A 19,732-nucleotide genomic window follows, 5' to 3' on the forward strand; every position below is an offset into this window, starting at 1 on the left:
ATCATCGCTTCACGCCAGCGGCATTTTCCCCGGATCGGGGTAGCGGTAGCTGAAGCCCAGTTCGCGGCAGATTTTGCTGCCGTCGATCAGCTTCCCGCCGTTGCGGGTGGCGCTATCGGCAACAAAGGTCGGCGGCGTCAGCCCCAGCTGACGGGCCACTTCCGGGTAGAACTGCTGGCGGGCGGGGTGTAGCGGCGCGCTGAGGTTGTAGATGCGCCCGTCGCCCGGCGTGGTCAGCAGCAGGCGGATGGCCTCAACCACATCTTCCAGGTGCACCAGGTTGACCCCTTGTGCGCCGTTGCTCAGCCCCTCTTTGCCGGCGAGGAAGCGCCCCGGATGGCGCGCGGGGCCGACCAGCCCGGCCAGCCGCAGAATATCGACGGAGGTATTCGGCAGCTGATGCAGCCAGCTCTCCAGATCCTGCAGCGTGTGCCCGGCCACCGTCACCGGCGTTAACGGGCTGTTTTCATCGGTCAGCCCTGGCCGGTCGCCGTACACCGAGGTCGAACTGGTAAACACCAGGTGCGGCACCCCCGCCGCCAGCGCGCTGTCCACCAGCTGCTGCACCGCCAGCAGGTAGTTTTCACCGCCGGCGGCCGTACGACTGGCCGGCAGGGTAATCACCAGCGCGTCGACGTCGAGCAGCGCCGCCAGATCGTCCGCCTCGCAGACGATCTCCGGGTTCAGCGACAGCTGATAGCCGTCAATGCCACACATGCGTGCCGCCTCCACGCCGTCCGCCGTGGTTTTGCTGCCGCTCACCAGCCAGCCCGTCGCCGTCAGCGACAACGCCAGCGGCATGCCCAGCCATCCAAGCCCTACTATCGCGACCTTTTTCATCCTGGCTCCTGTGATTTTCGCCGTTGCCCGTTCAGGCTACGCCAGCCACCGCCGTGTGACAACCGCCAGTTGATGAGAGAATCTTTCCGCCGTTAACAAAAAAGGGTTGCGCGTGGACGCTATTCTGGGTAGGTTATTTGTCACGATATGAATAGACATTCATGCAAAGAGATTACTATGACCCGCGTTCAGTTTAACCATCATCACCACCATCACCCTGACTAGTCTTTCAGGCGATGTGTGCTGGAAGACGTTCAGGATCTTCCAGCGGTGCAGAACGCGAACTCAGCCCCCGGAAGATCACCTTCCGGGGGCTTTTTTTTTGATTTAAATCGCCGCCAGAACGCAGAGTCAAGACGTTGAGCGCGAAGCAAACACCACAAGATCAGACAGGAAAAGGAAGATTAACCGATGTTAGATAACACCCGTTTACGCATAGCTATGCAGAAATCAGGCCGTTTAAGCGATGATTCACGCGAATTACTCGCCCGCTGCGGTATCAAAATCAACTTACAGCAGCAGCGCCTGATCGCCTTCGCCGAGAACATGCCGATTGATATTCTGCGGGTGCGCGATGACGATATTCCCGGCCTGGTGATGGACGGCGTGGTTGACCTCGGTATTATTGGTGAGAACGTGCTGGAAGAGGAGCTGCTGACCCGCCGCTCCCAGGGCGAGGATCCGCGTTACACCACCCTGCGCCGCCTTGATTTTGGCGGCTGCCGCCTGTCGCTGGCGATGTCGGTAGATGACGAATACACCGGCCCCGAGTGCCTGCACAACACCCGCATCGCCACCTCTTATCCGCACCTGCTGAAAAAGTACCTCGATGAGAAAGGCGTCAGCTTCAAATCCTGCCTGCTGAACGGCTCAGTTGAAGTTGCTCCACGTGCCGGCCTGGCCGACGCGATCTGCGATCTGGTCTCCACCGGTGCCACGCTGGAGGCCAACGGCCTGCGTGAAGTGGAAGTGATCTACCGCTCGAAAGCCTGCCTGATCCAGCGCGACGGCGAAATGCCGGCCAACAAGCAGGAACTGATCGACAAAATGATGACCCGTATTCAGGGCGTGATTCAGGCGCGTGAGTCGAAGTACATCATGCTGCACGCGCCGAGCGACCGTCTGGAAGAGATCATCACCCTGCTGCCGGGCGCCGAACGCCCTACCGTGCTGCCGCTGGCCGGCGACAAGAGCCGCGTGGCGATGCACATGGTCAGCAGCGAAACGCTGTTCTGGGAGACCATGGAGAAGCTGAAGTCGCTGGGTGCCAGTTCAATTCTGGTGCTGCCGATTGAGAAGATGATGGAGTAAGCCGATGTCAATCGTGATGACCCCCGTAATCTGGCAGGAGTGCAGCGCAGAGCAGCAGCAGGCGCTGCTGCAGCGCCCGGCGCTGGCGGCTTCCGACAGCATCAGCAGCACGGTACGCGGCATCCTCGAGAAGGTGAAAGCCGAGGGCGACGACGCGCTGCGCTACTACAGCGCCACCTTTGATAAGACCGAGGTGGACCAGCTGCGCGTCAGCGAGCAGCAGATTGCCGACGCCGCTGCAAGGCTCGGCGATGAGATCAAACAGGCGATGGCGGTTGCGGTAGCGAATATCGATAAGTTCCACGTGGCGCAGCAGCTGCCGGTGGTGGATATCGAAACCCAGCCCGGCGTGCGCTGCCAGCAGATTACCCGTCCGGTGGCTTCGGTGGGCCTGTATATTCCCGGCGGCTCTGCGCCGCTGTTCTCCACGGTGCTGATGCTGGCCACCCCGGCGCGCATCGCCGGCTGTGGCCGCGTAGTGCTCTGTTCGCCGCCGCCGATCGCCGATGAGATCCTCTACGCCGCGCAGCTGTGCGGCGTGCAGGAGGTGTTCCAGGTGGGCGGCGCGCAGGCGATTGCCGCGCTGGCGCTCGGCACCGAGTCGGTGCCGAAAGTGGATAAAATCTTCGGGCCGGGCAACGCGTACGTTACCGAAGCCAAACGCCAGGTGAGCCAGCGTCTGGACGGTGCGGCGATCGATATGCCGGCCGGGCCGTCGGAAGTGCTGGTGATCGCCGATGAGGGTGCAACCCCGGATTTCGTCGCCTCTGACCTGCTGTCGCAGGCCGAGCACGGGCCGGATTCACAGGTGATCCTGCTGACCCCGTCGCTGGCGATGGCCGAAGCCGTGGCCGAAGCCGTGGCCCGTCAGCTGCAGGCCCTGCCGCGTGCGGCCACCGCCGCCAAAGCCCTCGAGAGCAGCCGCCTGATCGTGCTGCGCGACCTGGACGAGTGCGTGGCGATCAGCAACCGCTACGGGCCGGAGCACCTGATTATTCAGACCCGCCAGGCGCGCGATCTGGTCGACCGCATTACCAGCGCCGGGTCGGTGTTCCTCGGCGACTGGTCGCCGGAGTCGGCGGGCGACTACGCCTCCGGTACCAACCACGTGCTGCCGACCTACGGCTACACGGCGACCAGCTCCAGCCTCGGGCTGGCCGATTTCCAGAAGCGCATGACGGTGCAGGAGCTGACGCCCGCCGGGTTCCTCGGCCTCGCCGCCACCATTGAAACGCTGGCCGCCGCCGAACAGCTGGTCGCCCACAAGAATGCCGTTACGCTGCGCGTTGCCGCGCTGAAGGAGCAGTGATGAGTGCGATTGAGAACCTGGCCCGCGCCAACGTGCGCGCGCTGACCCCGTACCAGTCCGCGCGCCGCCTCGGCGGCAACGGCGACGTCTGGCTGAACGCCAATGAATACCCGCTGGCGGTGCCGTTTGAACTGAGCCAGCAGACGCTGAACCGCTACCCGGAGTGCCAGCCGAAGCTGGTGATCGAGCGTTACGCCGCCTACGCCGGGCTGAACGCCGACCAGGTGCTGGTGAGTCGCGGTGCCGATGAAGGCATCGAGCTGCTGATGCGCGCCTTCTGCGAGCCGGGCAAAGACGCGGTGCTGTTCTGCCCGCCGACCTACGGCATGTACAGCGTCAGCGCCGAAACCATCGGCATCGAGTACCGCACGGTTGAGGCCGGCGAAGACTGGCAGCTGAACCTGCCGGCCATCGCCGACCAGCTGGACGGTGTTAAGCTGGTCTACGTCTGCAGCCCGAACAATCCGACCGGCAATCTGGTCAACCCGGACGACATCCGTCAGCTGCTGGAGATGACCCGCGGTAAAGCGCTGGTGGTGGCCGATGAAGCCTATATTGAGTTCTGCCCGCAGGCCTCGCTGAGCGGCTGGCTGAAGGACTATCCGCACCTGGTGGTGCTGCGCACGCTGTCGAAAGCCTTTGCGCTGGCAGGCCTGCGCTGCGGCTTTACCCTGGCCAGCGCCGAGGTGATCGCGCTGCTGATGAAGGTGATCGCCCCTTACCCGCTCTCCACCCCGGTGGCGGATATCGCCGGCCAGGCGCTGAGCGACCAGGGCATTGCGCTGATGCGCGAGCACGTGGCGCAGCTGATTGCCAACCGTGAACAGCTGATTGCCGACCTGCGCACCCTCGATATCGTCGAGCAGGTGTTCAGCAGCGACACCAACTATATTCTGGCGCGCTTCGCGGCCTCCAGCGCGGTGTTTAAATCGCTGTGGGACCAGGGCATTATTCTGCGTGACCAAAACAAACAGCCGGGTCTGGCCGGATGCCTGCGCATCTCCATCGGTACCCGTGAAGAGTGCGACCGCGTGGTCGCCGCCCTTAAAAACCTGCCCGGTGCTGCCGGGTCGACGGAGCAAGCATGAGTCAGAAAGTCCTTTTTATCGATCGCGATGGCACCATCATCTCTGAGCCGCCGGAAGATTATCAGGTTGACCGCATGGACAAGCTGGCGTTTGAGCCGGACGTGATCCCGGCCCTGCTGGCGCTGCAGACCGCCGGCTTTAAGCTGGTGATGATCACCAACCAGGACGGACTGGGCACCGACAGCTTCCCGCAGGCTGACTTCGACGGCCCGCACGATCTGATGATGCAGATCCTCAGCTCGCAGGGCGTGAAGTTTGACGAAGTGCTGATCTGCCCGCACAAGCCGGAAGACGGCTGCGACTGCCGCAAGCCGAAGACGAAAATGGTCGAAGCCTGGCTGGCCGAAGGCGCGCTGGACACCGCCAGCAGCTATGTGATCGGCGACCGCGCCACCGACGTGCAGCTGGCGGAAAACATGGGCATTACCGGCCTGCTGTACGGCAAAGACGGCGTGAGCTGGAGCAGCATTCAGCAGCAGCTGACAAAGCGCGACCGCTACGCGCTGGTTAACCGCAACACCAAAGAGACGCAGATTAAGGTGGAAGTGTGGCTGGATCGTGAAGGTGACAGCAGGATCAACACCGGCGTCGGCTTCTTTGACCATATGCTCGATCAGATCTGCACCCACGGCGGTTTCCGTATGAACATCGACGTTAAGGGCGACCTGTACATCGACGATCACCACACCGTGGAAGACACCGGCCTGGCGCTGGGCGAGGCGCTGCTGAAGGCGCTGGGCGACAAGCGCGGCATCGGTCGTTTTGGCTTCGTGCTGCCGATGGACGAGTGCCTGGCGCGCTGCGCGCTGGACATCTCCGGCCGCCCGCACCTCGAATATAAAGCCGAGTTCAGCTACCAGCGCGTCGGCGACCTGAGCACCGAGATGGTCGAGCACTTCTTTAGCTCGCTCTCCTACTCAATGGCCAGCACCCTGCACCTGCGTACCAAAGGCAAAAACGACCACCACCGCGTCGAAAGCCTGTTTAAAGCCTTCGGCCGCACCCTGCGCCAGGCGATCCGCGTGGAGGGTAACACCCTGCCCAGCTCGAAAGGAGTGCTGTAATGGACGTGGTGATCCTCGATACCGGCTGCGCTAACCTGTCGTCGGTGAAGTGGGCGATCCAGCGGCTGGGCTACGACCCGCAGGTCAGCCGCGAAGCCGATATCGTGCTCAACGCCGATAAGCTGTTTCTGCCGGGCGTCGGCACCGCCCAGGCGGCGATGGATCAGCTGCGCGAGCGCAATCTGATCGAGCTGATCAAAGCCTGTACCCAGCCGGTGCTGGGGATCTGCCTCGGCATGCAGCTGCTCGGCTCCGGCAGCGATGAGAGCGGCGGCGTGCCGACGCTCGGTATCATCGACCAGTCGGTGGATAAGATGCAGGACCTGGGCCTGCCGCTGCCGCATATGGGCTGGAACCAGATCACTTCGCAGGCGGGCAACCACCTGTTCCGCGGCATTGACGACGGCGCCTACTTCTACTTCGTGCACGGCTACGCGATGCCGGTGAACGCGCACACCATCGCCCAGTGCAACTATGGTGAAGCCTTTACCGCCGCGGTGCAGAAAGATAACTTCTTTGGCGTGCAGTTCCACCCCGAACGCTCCGGTGCCGCCGGCGCGCAGCTGCTGAAAAACTTCCTGGAGATGTAACCGGCATGATTATTCCGGCGTTAGATTTAATTGATGGCAAGGTGGTGCGGCTGCATCAGGGTGATTACGGCCAGCAGCGCGACTACGGCAGCGATCCGCTGCCGCGCCTGCAGGCGTACGAGGCGCAGGGCGCACAGCTACTGCACCTGGTGGATCTGACCGGCGCAAAAGACCCGGCGGCGCGGCAGATCCCGCTGCTGACCCGCCTGCTGGCGGGCGTCAGCGTGCCGGTGCAGGTTGGCGGCGGCATCCGCACCGCACAGGACGTGGAGGCGCTGCTGAATGCCGGCGCCAGCCGCGTGGTGGTCGGCTCCACCGCGGTGAAGCAGCCGGAAGAGGTGCAGCGCTGGTTTAAGCAGTACGGCGCGGAAGCGATCGTGCTGGCGCTGGACGTGCGCATTGATGCGAACAACCGCAAAGAGGTGGCGATCAGCGGCTGGCAGGAAGCAGGCGGCATCACTCTGGAAGAGGTGATCGAGCAGTTCCTGCCGTTCGGCCTGAAGCACGTGCTGTGCACCGATATTTCGCGTGACGGCACGCTCAGCGGCTCTAACGTGGCGCTGTATCAGGAAGTGTCCGCACGCTTCCCGCAGATCGCGTTCCAGTCTTCCGGCGGCATCGGTTCGCTGGACGACATCGCCGCCCTGCGCGGCAGCGGCGCGCAGGGGGTGATCGTCGGTCGCGCCCTGCTGGAAGAGAAATTCACTACCGCGGAGGCAATCTCATGCTGGCAAAACGGATAATCCCCTGCCTCGACGTGCGCGACGGCCAGGTGGTCAAAGGCGTGCAGTTCCGCAATCACGAAATCATCGGCGATATCGTGCCGCTGGCGCAGCGCTATGCCCAGGAAGGCGCGGACGAGCTGGTATTTTATGATATCACCGCCTCGTCCGACGGCCGCGTGGTCGACAAGAGCTGGATCTCGCGCGTGGCGGAAGTGATTGATATCCCGTTCTGCGTGGCGGGCGGCATTAAGTCGGTGGAAGACGCGGCGCTGCTGCTCTCTTACGGCGCGGATAAAATCTCGATCAACTCCCCGGCGCTGGCCGACCCGGAGCTGATCACCCGGCTGGCGGACCGCTTTGGCGTGCAGTGCATCGTGGTCGGTATTGATACCTGGTACGATGCGGAGACCGGCAAATACCACGTCAATCAGTACACCGGCGATGAGAGCCGTACCCGCGTAACCCAGTGGGAAACCCTCGACTGGGTGCAGGAAGTGCAGAAACGCGGTGCCGGTGAAATCGTACTGAATATGATGAACCAGGACGGCGTGCGTAACGGCTACGACCTGCTGCAGCTGCAGAAGGTACGTGCAGCGTGCAAGGTGCCGCTGATCGCCTCCGGCGGTGCCGGCACCATGGAGCACTTCCATGAAGCGTTCCGCGATGCCGACGTGGACGGCGCGCTGGCCGCGTCCGTATTCCATAAACAGATTATTAATATCGGTGAACTGAAAGCGTTCCTGATTGAACAAGGTGTGGAGATCCGCGCGTGTTAACAGAACAACAGCTGGCCCGGCTGGACTGGGTAAAAACTGACGGCATGATGCCGGCCATCGTGCAGCACGCCGTGTCCGGTGAAGTATTGATGCACGGTTATATGAATCAGGAAGCGCTGGAGAAGACCCTGGCCACCGGCAAGGTGACCTTCTGGTCACGCACTAAACAGCGCCTGTGGACCAAGGGTGAAACCTCTGAGCACTTCCTTAACGTGGTCAGCATCACCCCGGACTGCGATAACGACACGCTGCTGCTGCTGGTTAACCCGGTGGGGCCTACCTGCCACCTCGGCACGTCCAGCTGCTTCTCCCCGGCGGCGGCGGACTGGACCTTCCTTTACCAGCTGGAGCAGCTGCTGGCCGAACGCAAGCACGCCGACCCGGAAAGCTCTTACACCGCGAAGCTGTACGCCAGCGGCACCAAGCGCATCGCGCAGAAGGTTGGTGAAGAGGGCGTGGAGACCGCGCTGGCCGCCACGGTGAACGACCGTCACGAGCTGACCAACGAAGCCTCTGACCTGATCTATCACCTGCTGGTGCTGCTGCAGGATCAGGATCTGAACCTGTCGACGATTATTGAGAATCTGCGCCAGCGTCATAAGTAATCCTGTGGGGCGCGTTCTGCGCCCCGCTTTTTTGCCATCGCCGGCAAGAGCCTGGCCCCCCTTCCCCCCTGCTTTCCACTCAACGGGTTAATGCCCGGCGACGTTCCTGCGGCTGCCGAACCGGTGGCGGTACCAGCGCGCGCCACCGTTCAACATGCATTTTGCGCATAAAGGGTTTTCAGCACTGCCGCCAGCGGTTACTCTGTCTGGCCGTATCAAAGAGTCTGAGAATAATAGCAATTATGGCAAACACATCACTGAAAACCCGTCTGCGCCAGGCCGCAGCCCTCTCCCTGCTGGCCGTCTGCTCCTTCGGCGCACAGGCCAAAATCGATCAGATCCGCTTCGCCGTCGACCCGACCTACCCGCCGTTTGAGTCAAAAACCGCCGACGGCAAGCTGGTCGGTTTTGATATCGACCTGGGCAACGCGCTGTGCGCACAGCTGCAGGCGAAATGCGTCTGGGTGGAGAGCCAGTTCGACGGTATTATCCCGGCGCTGAAGGCGCGTAAGTTCGACGCCATCCTCTCCGATATGGGCATCACCGAAGAGCGTCTGAAGCAGATCGACTTCAGCGTACCGCTGTATGACACCCACGCGCAGCTGATCGCCCGTAAAGGCAGCGGCGTGCTGCCGACCGCCGAATCGCTGAAGGGTAAGAACGTTGGCGTGCAGCAGGGTACCGTGCAGGAGCGCTACGCGCTGGCGAAATGGCAGCCGCACGGCGTTAACGTGGTGCCTTACGGCGACCAGGCGCAGGTGGAGAGCGATCTGGTTGCCGGCCGCCTTGACGTGGTGTTTACCGACGCCGCGCAGGCCGCGATTGGTTTCCTTAAGCAGCCGCAGGGGCAGGACTTTGCGCTGGCCGGCCCGATTGTCGAAGATCCGATTATCGGCCCGGGCACCGCGATTGGCCTGCGTAAGGGCGATACCGAGCTGAAAAATGCTATCGACGGTGCCTTTGCCGAGATCAAGAAAAACGGCACCTTCGACACCATCCAGAAGAAGTACTTCGCCACCGACATCTCTATCCAGCAGAAGTAATCTGCCGGCCGCGCCCCGCGCGCGGCCTTTTCTTACCTGAAGGCTCTCTATGCAACAACGCCATCATCCGCTGCTCAGCGCCTCGCTGGGGACCCAGCGCGACATTATCAGCTACCACTTCGGTCAGCCCGGCGCGCGTCAGGTCTATATTCAGGCCGGGCTGCACGGTGACGAACTGCCGGGCGTTACCGTCGCCTGGTACCTGAAAAACAAGCTGCAGGCGCTGGAAGCCGCCGGCCGCGTCGCCGCGCAGATTACCCTGGTGCCGGTGGCGAACCCGATCGCCCTCGGCCAGCACCTGCACGGCACCCACCTCGGGCGTTTTCACCTGCCGTCGGGACAGGACTTTAACCGGCAGTATCCGTTACCGGGCAAAGCCATCGCCGCCCTGCTGGCCCCGGTACTGACCCAGGACGTGGAGCAGAACCGCCAGCTGATCCGCCAGGCAATCAGCGACTGGTTCAGCCAGCAGCCGCCGCTCACCGAGCTGGACTCGCAGCGCCAGGTGCTGATGCAGATGGCCTGCCAGGCCGATCTGATGATCGACCTGCACTGCGACTGGGAGTCGCTGCCGCACCTCTACACCACCCCGCAGGCCTGGCCCGCCATCGAACCGCTGGCGCGCTACCTCGGCAGCCGGGTACAGCTGATTGCCGAGATCTCCGGCGGCGAGCCGTTTGATGAGGCCTGCGCCGAACTGTGGAACAGCCTTAATCGCGAGCTGGGCGACCGTTTCCCGCTGCCGCCGGGCCTGCTGCCGGTGACGCTGGAGCTGCGCGGCGCGCGCGACGTCAGCCACGCGCTGGCCGAACAGGACGCCGACGCCATCCTTAACGCGCTGACCCACGCCGGGTATCTGTCGGGCAGCGCCCCGCCGCTGCCGCCGCTGGAGAACCCGCCGGTGCCGCTGGCCGGCTGTGAATACCTCTCTGCACCGCATGCCGGGGTGATCCTGCACCGCCGTGAGGTGGGCGAATGGATCGCGCCCGGTGAGGTGGTGGCCGAGATCCTCGATCCGCTCAGCGACAGGCTGACCCCGCTGGTTGCCGAATTCGGCGGGTGGCTCTATGCCCGCCACTGGGTACGTTTCGCCACCGCCGGGATGCTGGTGACCCGGCTGGCCGGCGGCAACGCCGAACGCGAAGGCCCGCTGCTGGTGCCATAACCGGCCACAAAACAAAAAAGGGCTTCCCATCACAGGAAGCCCTTTTTGCGTACAGCACCCTCTCAGGCGATGGTTATTTTCCGCGCAGACGATACTGGCGGCTGGCAAAGCGGCCGATGACCACGGCAGAACCGATCACGCCGCCGAACACCAGCGCGAGAAGCAGCGTCAGCGAACGCTTAGGGCTGTCACGGCGGAACGGGGTATCGGGCTGAGAGATAAAGCGGAACGACTGCAAATTATCCACCTGAATTTTCAGATGTGTCAGCGAGAGCAGCGCGCGCTGAGTTTCGTAATAGAGATCGTTAAAAGTCAGCGGTCGGGTATCTTCATTCGCAATCATCGCCTTCAGCGATGAGACGCCAAGCAGATACAGCGTGTCATCCGACAGGAATTCCGCCTGGCTGAGCTGCGAGTGGGTAATGTTAGCCTCTTCCGCTATTTTCAGCGATTGTCTGATCACCGCCATACGCTGCTCTTTCTTATCCAGCGCGACCTGCTTCTGCGCTGCCAGCGAGTCTGATAGCTCGCGGGTTTTAACACTCAGACTGCGACGAATATCAGCACCATAATCTTCGACGACGTCATCATTCACTTTACTGATATAGCCGTTAAGCGCTTTTTTCGCCTCTTCTGCTGAACCGGCAACAAAGGCAAACCGCAGCGAATCATTGCTATTTTGTGAGACAGGTTCAACGGTCAGAGACTGTGGTTCGCCCTGATTTTTCAGTTCGCTGGCCAGCGCGCTCATTGATGCGCTGAAGCGGCCAAACAACTGTTCCTGCAGCTCGCCCAGCGCGGGTTTATCTCTGGGGTTCTGTTCATAAAGCACGCTGAGCGCTGCATTATAGTTAGCAACCTGTCCGGCCGCGGGCAGCGTCACAATCGCGCTGGAGGTCCATTTCTCTTTAACCACCGCCAGATAGCCGCAGGCCAGCAACAGCGCTATCAGCATGGTGGACAGGATAATGATTTTTCCGCGCCATAGTTGAGCGATAACATCCAGCAAGTCCAGGTCATCCTGACGATAGGTCGAATCACGGGATGCAGCAGCATACCCGGACATTTGATTGTCTTGGTGCATAATTGATTATTCCAGCGAGAAAAAAGCCAACACGGCGAGCGTGCTTAGATGAAAAAAAGAGTAGAAAAGTTAAGGCGATAAAGCAGTGTATTCTGCATAAAAACGGAAAAATCAGGTAGAAAACCTCCCGCCGGACGGCGGGAGGTCAATGGCAGATTAGTCCAGCCACTCGGTGTGGAACACACCGTCTTTATCAATACGCTTGTAGGTGTGAGCACCGAAGTAGTCACGCTGCGCCTGAATCAGGTTAGCCGGCAGCACCGCTGAACGGTAGCTGTCGTAGTAAGCGATAGCGGCAGAGAAGGTCGGCGTAGGGATACCGTTCTGCACGGCATAGGCCACCACGTCACGCAGCGCCTGCTGGTATTCGTCGGCGATGTTCTTGAAGTACGGTGCCAGCAGCAGGTTAGCGATGTCGGCGTTGTCGGCGTACGCATCGGTGATCTTCTGCAGGAACTGGGCGCGGATGATGCAGCCCGCACGGAAGATCTTGGCGATCTCACCGTAGTTCAGGTCCCAGTTGTTCTCTTCAGAAGCGGCTTTCAGCTGTGAGAAGCCCTGTGCGTAAGAGACGATCTTACCCAGGTACAGTGCACGACGCACTTTCTCTTCGAACTCGGCTTTATCGCCAGACACCGGCTGCACGGCCGGGCCGCTCAGCACTTTAGATGCCGCAACGCGCTGAGTTTTCAGCGAGGAGAGGTAGCGCGCAAACACGGATTCGGTGATCAGTGACAGCGGCTCGCCGAGATCCAGTGAACTCTGGCTGGTCCATTTACCGGTGCCTTTGTTCGCTGCTTCATCCAGAATGACGTCTACCAGGTAGTTACCCTCTTCGTCTTTCTTGGTGAAGATATCTTTGGTGATGTCGATCAGGTAGCTGCTCAGCTCGCCTTCGTTCCACTCGCTGAAGGTTTTCGCCAGCTCGTCGTTGCTCAGGTTCAGGGCATTTTTCAGCAGGGAGTAGGCTTCTGCGATCAGCTGCATGTCACCGTATTCGATGCCGTTATGCACCATCTTCACGTAGTGACCCGCGCCATCCGGACCCATATAGGCGACACAGGCTTCGCCTTCGGCGCGTGCTGCGATCTGATCCAGAATCGGTGCTACCAGCTCGTAGGCTTCTTTCTGGCCGCCAGGCATGATTGACGGACCCTTCAGCGCGCCCTCTTCACCGCCGGAAACGCCGGTACCGATGAAGTTGAAGCCCTGCTCAGACAGCTCGCGGTTACGGCGAATGGTGTCTTTATAGAAGGTGTTACCACCGTCGATCAGAATGTCGCCCTTGTCCAGGTGAGGAGTCAGAGAGGCGATGGTTTTGTCGGTCGCTTCACCGGCCTGCACCATCAGAAGAATACGACGCGGTTTTTCCAGGGAGTCGACGAACTCTTCTACGGTGTAATGCGGAACCAGGTTCTTACCCGGGTTCTCAGCAACCACTTCGTCCGTCTTCTCACGCGAGCGGTTGAAGATAGAGACTGAATAGCCACGGCTCTCAATGTTGAGTGCCAGATTACGGCCCATAACAGCCATACCCACAACGCCGATCTGTTGCTTGGACATACCTACTCCTGTCTACGTGATGTTTCCTGCAGTAATGTGACTGCGGTCAATGTTCTAAACATGTTAACTCAGGTTTAGGTGCAGTGGGTAGTGATTGATGCGATAGATTTTGACTGAAAATGAAAGGCGATTTATCGACTAACACGCTCATTTTATGGGGGTTTAAAACGCATTCCGCCATTTTTTTTCTCAAAAAGCTATCACGATTCAGCCTCATCGACTGGAAAAACGGAACTGACACTTCCCCTGAGGAAACATTCATTCATCGGTATAGAGTTTCAGATACTGTTTCAGGCAGTTTGACAGAGGAAAATGCTCAATAACGTGCTGACGACCAAACCGACCAAATTCCGCAGCCAGTGAAGAGTCGGTCAGAATGCGATACAGGCAGTCTGCCTGGGCCGCGTAGTCATCGGCACTGCATATCAAACCCATTTTATTGGCGATCACCACCTCCGGGATGCCCTCGACATCAGAAGCGACGATGGGACGCGAGAACAGCGCAGCCTCGGTGAAGGTAAAACCGAATGCTTCGTAGAGAGAGGGGCAAAAAAACACGTCACAGCGTGCATAGAAGTGTTCAGGGTTGCCAATCCAGCCGTGGAACGTCACCTGTTGTTCAATGCCCAGTTCACGCACCAGCGCTTCACAATCTGCTCTGAGTTCACCATCGCCGACCATATCGAAATGCGCACCGGGCAGCTTACCCAGAAGGCAGGCAAACGCGCGGATAGCGGTCAGGGGGTTTTTCTGCGTATCGAGCCGGCCGACAAACAGGACCCGTTTTGCCGCTTTGCCTTCTTCAGCCTCAGATAACGAGGGAGTAACCGGTGCCTGGTTTATCCACTTCTCAGGATTAATGCCATTATAAATAAAGCAATTCTTTTTCCAGAAAAACGGGCGATAATAGCGAAGATAGAACTTATTGACCGATACGTTAACATGGCCAAATTGCAGAGCGAATGCTTCAAGACCGTAATAAAACACTCTCTTAAGCAGACTTTCGTGCTCATGAAAGGCAATGCCATGCACGGTATGAATGACCTTTTTAATTCCCGCAAGTCTGGCGGCAATACGGGCGATAACCCCGGGCTTTGTCGAATTGGTATGAACGATGTCAAAACGATAGCGACGAAATATCTGCCACAGCTCAAGGGTTGCAGCAAGATCGTGAGGCCCTGTCGATCGGCACAGGTGCTTTGCCCAAATGATTTTTACGCCGGCCTCGGTGAAGGCCTGAATAAACTCCTCCCGCTGCCCTTCCGCTACCTGCTCTGCCTCAGAGCAGATAAGATATTTTTCGTCAAAGGGCAGATCTTTCAGAATATGTAAAGAAAAGTTCTGTACGCCGGATAATTTCGGCATAACCTGGACATGCGCAATACTAGGCATTGACCATCCTTGTCAGCAGCGACAGCATAAGATCTTTACGATAAAGCAGTTTTGTTTTCAGACTGCGTTCGCTTTTGAACCCGCAATGCGTTACCGCGCTGCCGTGACGACGGTAAAGAATATAGGGCTGAGCCAGGAATGTTACTTTTCCCCGCCAGCAGGCCATCAGGCCAAGCCACGTGTCATGGCCGATATCCCGGTCCGGGAACGGCAGCGCGCGGCGTAATACCTCGGCGCGAAAGGCCATACAGCATCCGTGGAAAGAGCTCTTCCACAGCGTGCGCAGCAGGCTCTTGCTGGGCGGGATGAATTCATACCAGGAGTTAATCAGCGTCTGATGGTTGTCATCAACCACTTTGCAGTCGCAGACCACCAGGTCAGCGCCACTCTGCAATTCGGCCACTGCGGCCGCAACGCGGCCCTCCAGCCACTCGTCGTCCTGGTCGGAGAGGAAAATAAATTCACCCTGTGCTTTCTCCAGCGCAGAGGAAAAACTGTTTTTCACCCGTGAAATGACGGGGGTGGCAGCCGGCAGCCAGTCACGCGAATGGCTGATAACCGTTACTCGTGGATCGTTAAACGCAGCAATAACCGCTAACGTACTGTCCTGACTGCCATCGTCGGAAATGATGATTTCATCATGCTCGTCCAGTTGTTTTAAAATACTCAGCAGCTGTTGGTGAATATAGTGTTCGCCGTTATAGGTGGCCATACATACTGAAATCATACTTCTTCACTTCTCCTGAAAATGTATCCTTTGATGAAAATCTTCAAGAAATCGAGATTACGGGTGCGCGCGGTCAGTTTTAGCATTCGCAGCGTCACAATCATCAAATACTGCAGGCTGTCGAGAGCAGAATCACGTTCGCAGCCCAGGGCACACTGGCAATAGAGTTTAAAACGACGCGCAAGCGCGGAAACATCGCGGGTGTCATTTGAAAAATCCTGCGTTGCGACAAAGTCGACAATACAGAATTGGGAATATTTTTTCCTTAAACGCTCGATAAACTGAAAATCGCTGAAGTCGAGGAAGGCGCGTTCATTATAGCCACCGACCTCCAGCAGTTTTTCAGTTGAAACCATCATACAGCTGTTGATGGGAGCCCAGTGCCGAAAGTCCGCTAAGCCACGGTGGACCTCTTTGGGCGAAAAGCCGCGATGGAAGCGGTACTCACAGGGTGAGCAGATCGCCCCTTGTTGAGTTTTAAGCACCGGGGCAAACAGCGGAAGCTGCGGATGCAACAGCATGGCATCACGATAACGTTCCAGGGCACCGTCCGGTAACAGGGTGTCCTGATCGAGCAACAGCAGCCAGTCGTAACCCTGTTCACTGGCGTAACGTGCGGCGGTGTTATAGGCACGGCTGACGCCGGAATTCTGCCGATCGTGATGATAGATAACCTCAACCGCTGCCGCGTCGGTGCCTGGCTGTTGAGGACTGGCAACGGGAGAATTATCATAAACGAAAATTTTATCGATCCCGAGCACACCGATATTCTGCGCCAGCAGAGAACAGACGCTCTGGCTGCCATTCAGCTTTGTTTTGTACAGAACAATAACGGGCAAAACTTTCATCATCACTCCCAAAATACCGACCACGGCAAAAGAATTTTATTATGATAAATATTAAGATAAAACATAAACAGGGTTATCGAAATGATTATACCTAACCCAACAGACTTCCTGGCGGACACCGACATCAGGCAGGGAAGCAGAAACACCTCTGAAAACCCAAACAACTCTGATATACGAATGCTAAAGGCAGGAATATCAAAAAACATCACCCAGAATAAAGAAGAAAAAATATAGAAGCGAAACATTGTATTATGAAACGGAGAGTGGCTGTATCTGCGATTGGCAAATAAAAATATCAACGCAATTACTGCCAGCTTCAGCATCTGCATCATACTGAAAACATTGACTGGCTGCAGGGCTCCCGAGCGTGTTTCCTCACTATAGGCAAGGAATTTCTCCTGTACGAAGCCGATAGGTATATAGGAGAACACACTCGCAAGTCCAAATTTCATAGCATACAAAACGTATGCAAAGACCAGCACAAAAATATAAATCAGAAGTTCTTTATTTTTGACCCTTCCCTTAGGCAAAAATGGCACAATTAAGAACATCAGTGCGGAATAATGGAAAAGGAAAGAGATGAAGATCAACAGATAATAGGTATATCTCCGGTTACTGAACCAGCAGACGATCGCGGCGAAAGCAATACCAATCGCAACACCGATGCGTATCTGCGTCATATCATGCAAAATATAATAATTGCAGTAATAAATCAGCAATGACAGCAGCGGATAGAGACTATACTTTCTCAGTAACTCATGTTTTACCGTGAGGGAAATAAAGGCAAACCCTATAAAAATCAATGCAGGGCTGTTAATCAGGTAATAAGAAAGCCATGTAAAGAAATAGAAGGCAGGCTCAATCAGATAAGTCTGCCCCTGAGTAATATAGCCGTAGATATTCAGATAACTATGATGATCGGGATCAATGTCTCCGCGTAGCGCGCAAAACACTAACAGCGTAACACACATAAATGAGAACATCAGCCGGGACAAATAAACCGGACATCTTCTGTCAACGGATACCAGCAGCATCCCCAGCAGAATCATATAACCGAAAATATAAATTATCATAGTTGAAAACTATTTGATGAAGCAGATATTTAGCTGCGCATCTTTTCCCTGGAAAAACTGAATGCCTTTCCAGGAATGACCGCCAACGCGAAAACACTTACTGATTAAAATAATGCCGGATTTCATCAATCGCCTGGATCACGTTTTGACGTGACTTTTCATGTTCGGCGAGAATATGTTCTGACACTTTATGGCGCGTGGCAGCGGCCCACTCCAGCTGCTGCGGCTCAAAACCGTAGGCCAGCCCGTAACGGTCGCTCTCCTGCGGGTACCAGTCAGTGATGCTGCGCCCTTTCCCCGGCACGACGATCGATTCACAGCCACTCAGCACGGCAAAAATAGAGTACGCGGTGTAATCATCATAGGAGATAAAACGTCGGGCGCGCCGGAACACTTCCGCCATCTCCTGATGGGACAGCCCATCCACCGCGACAGATCCTGCTGGGTGAACAGCGGGTTTATCGGTGCCTTTTCTCACCATATGGCAACATTCCAGCGTCCTGTGATCATCCGCACCTTCCACAGGCTGATAGATATCCAGCGGATAATAGATAACCTTGAGTTCATGCGTGGAAAGCACCGAATCTGCACGGGAAAAGTCATCAATGGCGGAATTAAATTTAAACCAGAGTTCACCCTTACCGTAGTCAATCACGCCGGTATGATAGCCCGGCTGGTGCAGAAACCAGCGGACCACGCGCTTCGCCCGCAGCGGATTGCCGTTGGTCACTTCAGGATAGACGACAACCGCATCGTCCGGCAGCTTGCCGTTCTGCCAGACTGGTGTCTGCCAGAGTGGGTTGGTCTGAAAACGTCGCTTACCGTAAACGTACCACTTGAGCTCAGCGGCAATCCTTTTCGGATCGGGCCGGTTAGTGCTGAGCGGGGTCGCGCCCACCAGCCAGGCGCGGCACCCTTCCAGCTGATTGATCAGGTGGCACAGACGGTGCAGAACAAGGATCCCGCCACTGTTCCCGTCATAGCTGTTGGCATAAATAAAGACATTCATTGGACACTGGCTCTTAATGTAATGTTAATTTTATTTCTGATAAGCAAAATGTAGCCACCGGTAAGAACCGTTCCCCCAAGGCCCTTCAGCATCAATATAGCGAAACTGACAACGCGACTTGTGGAGGGGATATCCACCCGGGCGATAAACCAGAACCAGACCAGCGAAATGAGTATGACCGGCAGCAGCATCTGGTAGAGCAATGCGGCTCCGGAGACAAAATAACGATGAAAGTTATAGCCTGCCCACAGCAGGAACAGCAGACCGCTGCTGGCCGCAAAAAACAGCGATGTCCCCTCACCCTGCCAGACGCGGGCAACAATGACGTTGAGAGGGACCACCAGCACGCTGAAGAGCAGATAGATCAGCGTATGGTTTTTCAGCTGGCCGGAACTGTATCGCAGTAAAAAACAGAGGTTAGACAGTACGGCAAACACGCTACCGGCAAACAGCCACGGCAGGTAACGCGCGGCTCCCTCAGCCAGAACACGATCGTTGCTCCAGAGATAGAGAAGATCGTTGGCAAAGAAAAACATAAACGCGCTCAGCGGCACCAGCAGCAGGCAGACAAAACTGTAGGCAGCAAAAAAGAACCGCGCAAAGACGGCGAAATTTTTCTCATGCCAGCTACGCGTGAGCCTGGGCAGCAGCACCTGGTTGAGGGGATCGCTGATGATGGCAACCACGGTAGTCAGTGACACCGCTACGCTGTATTTTGCGTAATCAGACAGCGCCATAAATCGGGTAAGCGCCAGCTTGTCTGACTGATTGACGATAATCCACAGTATGGATAACAGCGAAAGCTGTAACGCGAACAGCAGCAGGCTTCTTAACGACAGACGGTTGACCACTTCATTAACGTCGCGAAGTCCGGCAACAATCTTCCGTTTCACTCTCTCGCCGTAAAATATCATCAGCGAGGTGTTAATTATCGCGGCAATCAGCTGGGCGAAAAAATAAAATTTTATATCCTGCCGGTAATAGATCAGCAGCAGCAGGGCGCCGGGCTGTGACAGAGACATATAGACAAAGTTGATGGTAGCAAGCGTCGCCTGACTTTCATTCGAAAGCAGTAAACTTCGCCATGGCCCCTGAATATAGTGTACGGCGAAAATGCAAAACATCAGCGACGTACAGAATGCCACTTCCTGATGGCTGAGGCTGGTGTTCAGCCAGCTTTTACCGTAATGCTGCGCCAGCAGGCTGCCCAGCAGCGCTACCGCGACCCCCACCGTAACAAACAGAATAATGACTTTACGAAACACACTGAGGAACTGACTGAACTGCCCCCGGCTGGTACGTGACACGATCGCCTGCCGGGTTAATACGCCGCCGATGCCGGCATCCAGGATGTTCATGCAGGCCAGCAGAATAGCAAAAAAACCTACCAGCCCGTACGCATCATAGCCGACCAGCTTTATGACCCACGGAACCAGAACAATGCTGATCGCAGCGGCATAAATCCTGACGCTGTAAATATAGGCCAATACATTAAGGTGTTTATTCATTATTGCGGAGGA

At 57.4% G+C, this 19,732-nt stretch carries 20 protein-coding genes and 1 other annotated feature; of the genes, 11 read left to right on the top strand and 9 right to left on the bottom strand.

The genetic code is table 11. The features are described from left to right. Positions 1 to 9: 9 nt before the first annotated feature. The gene (locus tag ASF13_RS05030; protein WP_056233222.1) at positions 10 to 840 is read right to left on the bottom strand and encodes an SDR family oxidoreductase; all 831 of its coding nucleotides are present in this window, start codon (positions 838 to 840) and stop codon (positions 10 to 12) included. 177 nt (positions 841 to 1,017) lie between these two features. Here ASF13_RS05030 and hisL point away from each other — a divergent pair, with 177 nt between their 5' ends. From hisL to ASF13_RS05080, 11 genes are all read left to right on the top strand, one after another. Continuing rightward, entirely contained in the window at positions 1,018 to 1,065 is a 48-nt protein-coding gene (gene hisL, locus ASF13_RS24220; protein ID WP_100396937.1) for a his operon leader peptide, read from the top strand. Beyond that, positions 1,041 to 1,163 (top strand) — a sequence feature (His leader region). It overlaps the preceding gene by 25 nt. Positions 1,164 to 1,251: 88 nt before the next feature. After that, the gene (gene hisG / locus ASF13_RS05035; protein WP_056233224.1) at positions 1,252 to 2,151 is read left to right on the top strand and encodes an ATP phosphoribosyltransferase; all 900 of its coding nucleotides are present in this window, start codon (positions 1,252 to 1,254) and stop codon (positions 2,149 to 2,151) included. Between the two features lie 4 nt (positions 2,152 to 2,155). Continuing rightward, positions 2,156 to 3,460, top strand: a complete 1,305-nt coding sequence (gene hisD, locus ASF13_RS05040; RefSeq protein ID WP_056233226.1) for a histidinol dehydrogenase — start codon at positions 2,156 to 2,158, stop codon at positions 3,458 to 3,460. Then, complete coding sequence (gene hisC / locus ASF13_RS05045; protein ID WP_056233227.1) at positions 3,460 to 4,548, top strand: histidinol-phosphate transaminase; 1,089 nt, start codon at positions 3,460 to 3,462, stop codon at positions 4,546 to 4,548. Before hisD ends, hisC begins: the two co-directional genes overlap by 1 nt. Next, a complete protein-coding gene (hisB, locus tag ASF13_RS05050) occupies positions 4,545 to 5,612 on the top strand; it encodes a bifunctional histidinol-phosphatase/imidazoleglycerol-phosphate dehydratase HisB (RefSeq protein ID WP_056233229.1) in 1,068 nt (355 codons plus the stop codon). Before hisC ends, hisB begins: the two co-directional genes overlap by 4 nt. Continuing rightward, positions 5,612 to 6,202, top strand: coding sequence for an imidazole glycerol phosphate synthase subunit HisH (hisH, locus tag ASF13_RS05055; RefSeq protein ID WP_056233231.1), 591 nt, complete (start codon positions 5,612 to 5,614; stop codon positions 6,200 to 6,202). The genes hisB and hisH overlap by 1 nt, the downstream gene beginning before the upstream one ends. Positions 6,203 to 6,207: 5 nt before the next feature. Continuing rightward, the gene (hisA, locus tag ASF13_RS05060; RefSeq protein ID WP_056233233.1) at positions 6,208 to 6,945 is read left to right on the top strand and encodes a 1-(5-phosphoribosyl)-5-[(5-phosphoribosylamino)methylideneamino]imidazole-4-carboxamide isomerase; all 738 of its coding nucleotides are present in this window, start codon (positions 6,208 to 6,210) and stop codon (positions 6,943 to 6,945) included. Next, complete coding sequence (gene hisF, locus ASF13_RS05065) at positions 6,927 to 7,703, top strand: imidazole glycerol phosphate synthase subunit HisF (protein ID WP_056233235.1); 777 nt, start codon at positions 6,927 to 6,929, stop codon at positions 7,701 to 7,703. Before hisA ends, hisF begins: the two co-directional genes overlap by 19 nt. Beyond that, positions 7,697 to 8,308 (top strand): bifunctional phosphoribosyl-AMP cyclohydrolase/phosphoribosyl-ATP diphosphatase HisIE, encoded by a 612-nt coding sequence (gene hisIE, locus ASF13_RS05070; RefSeq protein ID WP_056233236.1) that lies wholly within the window; start codon positions 7,697 to 7,699, stop codon positions 8,306 to 8,308. Before hisF ends, hisIE begins: the two co-directional genes overlap by 7 nt. A gap of 242 nt (positions 8,309 to 8,550) precedes the next feature. Next, entirely contained in the window at positions 8,551 to 9,351 is an 801-nt protein-coding gene (locus ASF13_RS05075) for an ABC transporter substrate-binding protein (RefSeq protein ID WP_056233238.1), read from the top strand. Between the two features lie 49 nt (positions 9,352 to 9,400). Continuing rightward, positions 9,401 to 10,516 (top strand): succinylglutamate desuccinylase/aspartoacylase family protein, encoded by a 1,116-nt coding sequence (locus ASF13_RS05080; RefSeq protein WP_056233240.1) that lies wholly within the window; start codon positions 9,401 to 9,403, stop codon positions 10,514 to 10,516. 73 nt (positions 10,517 to 10,589) lie between these two features. Here the strand turns inward: ASF13_RS05080 and wzzB are convergent, their stop codons facing one another. The 8 genes from wzzB to ASF13_RS05120 form a co-directional block, all read right to left on the bottom strand. Then, the gene (wzzB, locus tag ASF13_RS05085) at positions 10,590 to 11,600 is read right to left on the bottom strand and encodes an LPS O-antigen chain length determinant protein WzzB (RefSeq protein WP_056233242.1); all 1,011 of its coding nucleotides are present in this window, start codon (positions 11,598 to 11,600) and stop codon (positions 10,590 to 10,592) included. Positions 11,601 to 11,756: 156 nt separating this feature from the next. Further along, positions 11,757 to 13,163: an NADP-dependent phosphogluconate dehydrogenase gene (gene gndA, locus ASF13_RS05090; protein ID WP_056233244.1), complete on the bottom strand. Its 1,407-nt coding sequence runs from the start codon at positions 13,161 to 13,163 to the stop codon at positions 11,757 to 11,759. A 258-nt stretch (positions 13,164 to 13,421) separates the two neighbouring features. Beyond that, positions 13,422 to 14,555 (bottom strand): glycosyltransferase family 4 protein, encoded by a 1,134-nt coding sequence (locus tag ASF13_RS05095; RefSeq protein ID WP_056233245.1) that lies wholly within the window; start codon positions 14,553 to 14,555, stop codon positions 13,422 to 13,424. Then, positions 14,548 to 15,282, bottom strand: coding sequence for a glycosyltransferase (locus tag ASF13_RS05100; RefSeq protein ID WP_072166288.1), 735 nt, complete (start codon positions 15,280 to 15,282; stop codon positions 14,548 to 14,550). Before ASF13_RS05100 ends, ASF13_RS05095 begins: the two co-directional genes overlap by 8 nt. Beyond that, the gene (locus tag ASF13_RS05105; protein ID WP_158239910.1) at positions 15,279 to 16,130 is read right to left on the bottom strand and encodes a glycosyltransferase; all 852 of its coding nucleotides are present in this window, start codon (positions 16,128 to 16,130) and stop codon (positions 15,279 to 15,281) included. The genes ASF13_RS05100 and ASF13_RS05105 overlap by 4 nt, the downstream gene beginning before the upstream one ends. Positions 16,131 to 16,132: 2 nt before the next feature. Continuing rightward, entirely contained in the window at positions 16,133 to 17,203 is a 1,071-nt protein-coding gene (locus ASF13_RS05110; RefSeq protein ID WP_056233251.1) for an EpsG family protein, read from the bottom strand. A 97-nt stretch (positions 17,204 to 17,300) separates the two neighbouring features. Beyond that, complete coding sequence (locus ASF13_RS05115; RefSeq protein WP_056233254.1) at positions 17,301 to 18,212, bottom strand: hypothetical protein; 912 nt, start codon at positions 18,210 to 18,212, stop codon at positions 17,301 to 17,303. Further along, entirely contained in the window at positions 18,209 to 19,720 is a 1,512-nt protein-coding gene (locus ASF13_RS05120; RefSeq protein ID WP_082502287.1) for a lipopolysaccharide biosynthesis protein, read from the bottom strand. The genes ASF13_RS05115 and ASF13_RS05120 overlap by 4 nt, the downstream gene beginning before the upstream one ends. Between the last annotated feature and the right edge of the window lie 12 nt (positions 19,721 to 19,732).

It is taken from the genome of Erwinia sp. Leaf53 (assembly GCF_001422605.1).
In the GTDB taxonomy this organism is placed as follows: Bacteria; Pseudomonadota; Gammaproteobacteria; order Enterobacterales; family Enterobacteriaceae; genus Erwinia.

What these genes read in the sequence shown, in the direction of transcription:
- hisC (WP_056233227.1), top strand. Translation starts at nt 3,460, where the DNA reads ATGAGTGCGATTGAGAACCTGGCCCGCGCCAACGTGCGCGCGCTGACC.
- ASF13_RS05030 (WP_056233222.1), bottom strand. Translation starts at nt 840, where the DNA reads ATGAAAAAGGTCGCGATAGTAGGGCTTGGATGGCTGGGCATGCCGCTG.
- ASF13_RS05105 (WP_158239910.1), bottom strand. Translation starts at nt 16,130, where the DNA reads ATGAAAGTTTTGCCCGTTATTGTTCTGTACAAAACAAAGCTGAATGGC.
- hisF (WP_056233235.1), top strand. Translation starts at nt 6,927, where the DNA reads ATGCTGGCAAAACGGATAATCCCCTGCCTCGACGTGCGCGACGGCCAG.
- gndA (WP_056233244.1), bottom strand. Translation starts at nt 13,163, where the DNA reads ATGTCCAAGCAACAGATCGGCGTTGTGGGTATGGCTGTTATGGGCCGT.
- ASF13_RS05110 (WP_056233251.1), bottom strand. Translation starts at nt 17,203, where the DNA reads ATGATAATTTATATTTTCGGTTATATGATTCTGCTGGGGATGCTGCTG.
- ASF13_RS05120 (WP_082502287.1), bottom strand. Translation starts at nt 19,720, where the DNA reads ATGAATAAACACCTTAATGTATTGGCCTATATTTACAGCGTCAGGATT.
- ASF13_RS05095 (WP_056233245.1), bottom strand. Translation starts at nt 14,555, where the DNA reads ATGCCTAGTATTGCGCATGTCCAGGTTATGCCGAAATTATCCGGCGTA.
- ASF13_RS05115 (WP_056233254.1), bottom strand. Translation starts at nt 18,212, where the DNA reads ATGAATGTCTTTATTTATGCCAACAGCTATGACGGGAACAGTGGCGGG.
- hisH (WP_056233231.1), top strand. Translation starts at nt 5,612, where the DNA reads ATGGACGTGGTGATCCTCGATACCGGCTGCGCTAACCTGTCGTCGGTG.
- hisA (WP_056233233.1), top strand. Translation starts at nt 6,208, where the DNA reads ATGATTATTCCGGCGTTAGATTTAATTGATGGCAAGGTGGTGCGGCTG.
- hisB (WP_056233229.1), top strand. Translation starts at nt 4,545, where the DNA reads ATGAGTCAGAAAGTCCTTTTTATCGATCGCGATGGCACCATCATCTCT.
- ASF13_RS05080 (WP_056233240.1), top strand. Translation starts at nt 9,401, where the DNA reads ATGCAACAACGCCATCATCCGCTGCTCAGCGCCTCGCTGGGGACCCAG.
- wzzB (WP_056233242.1), bottom strand. Translation starts at nt 11,600, where the DNA reads ATGCACCAAGACAATCAAATGTCCGGGTATGCTGCTGCATCCCGTGAT.
- hisD (WP_056233226.1), top strand. Translation starts at nt 2,156, where the DNA reads ATGTCAATCGTGATGACCCCCGTAATCTGGCAGGAGTGCAGCGCAGAG.
- ASF13_RS05075 (WP_056233238.1), top strand. Translation starts at nt 8,551, where the DNA reads ATGGCAAACACATCACTGAAAACCCGTCTGCGCCAGGCCGCAGCCCTC.
- hisG (WP_056233224.1), top strand. Translation starts at nt 1,252, where the DNA reads ATGTTAGATAACACCCGTTTACGCATAGCTATGCAGAAATCAGGCCGT.
- ASF13_RS05100 (WP_072166288.1), bottom strand. Translation starts at nt 15,282, where the DNA reads ATGATTTCAGTATGTATGGCCACCTATAACGGCGAACACTATATTCAC.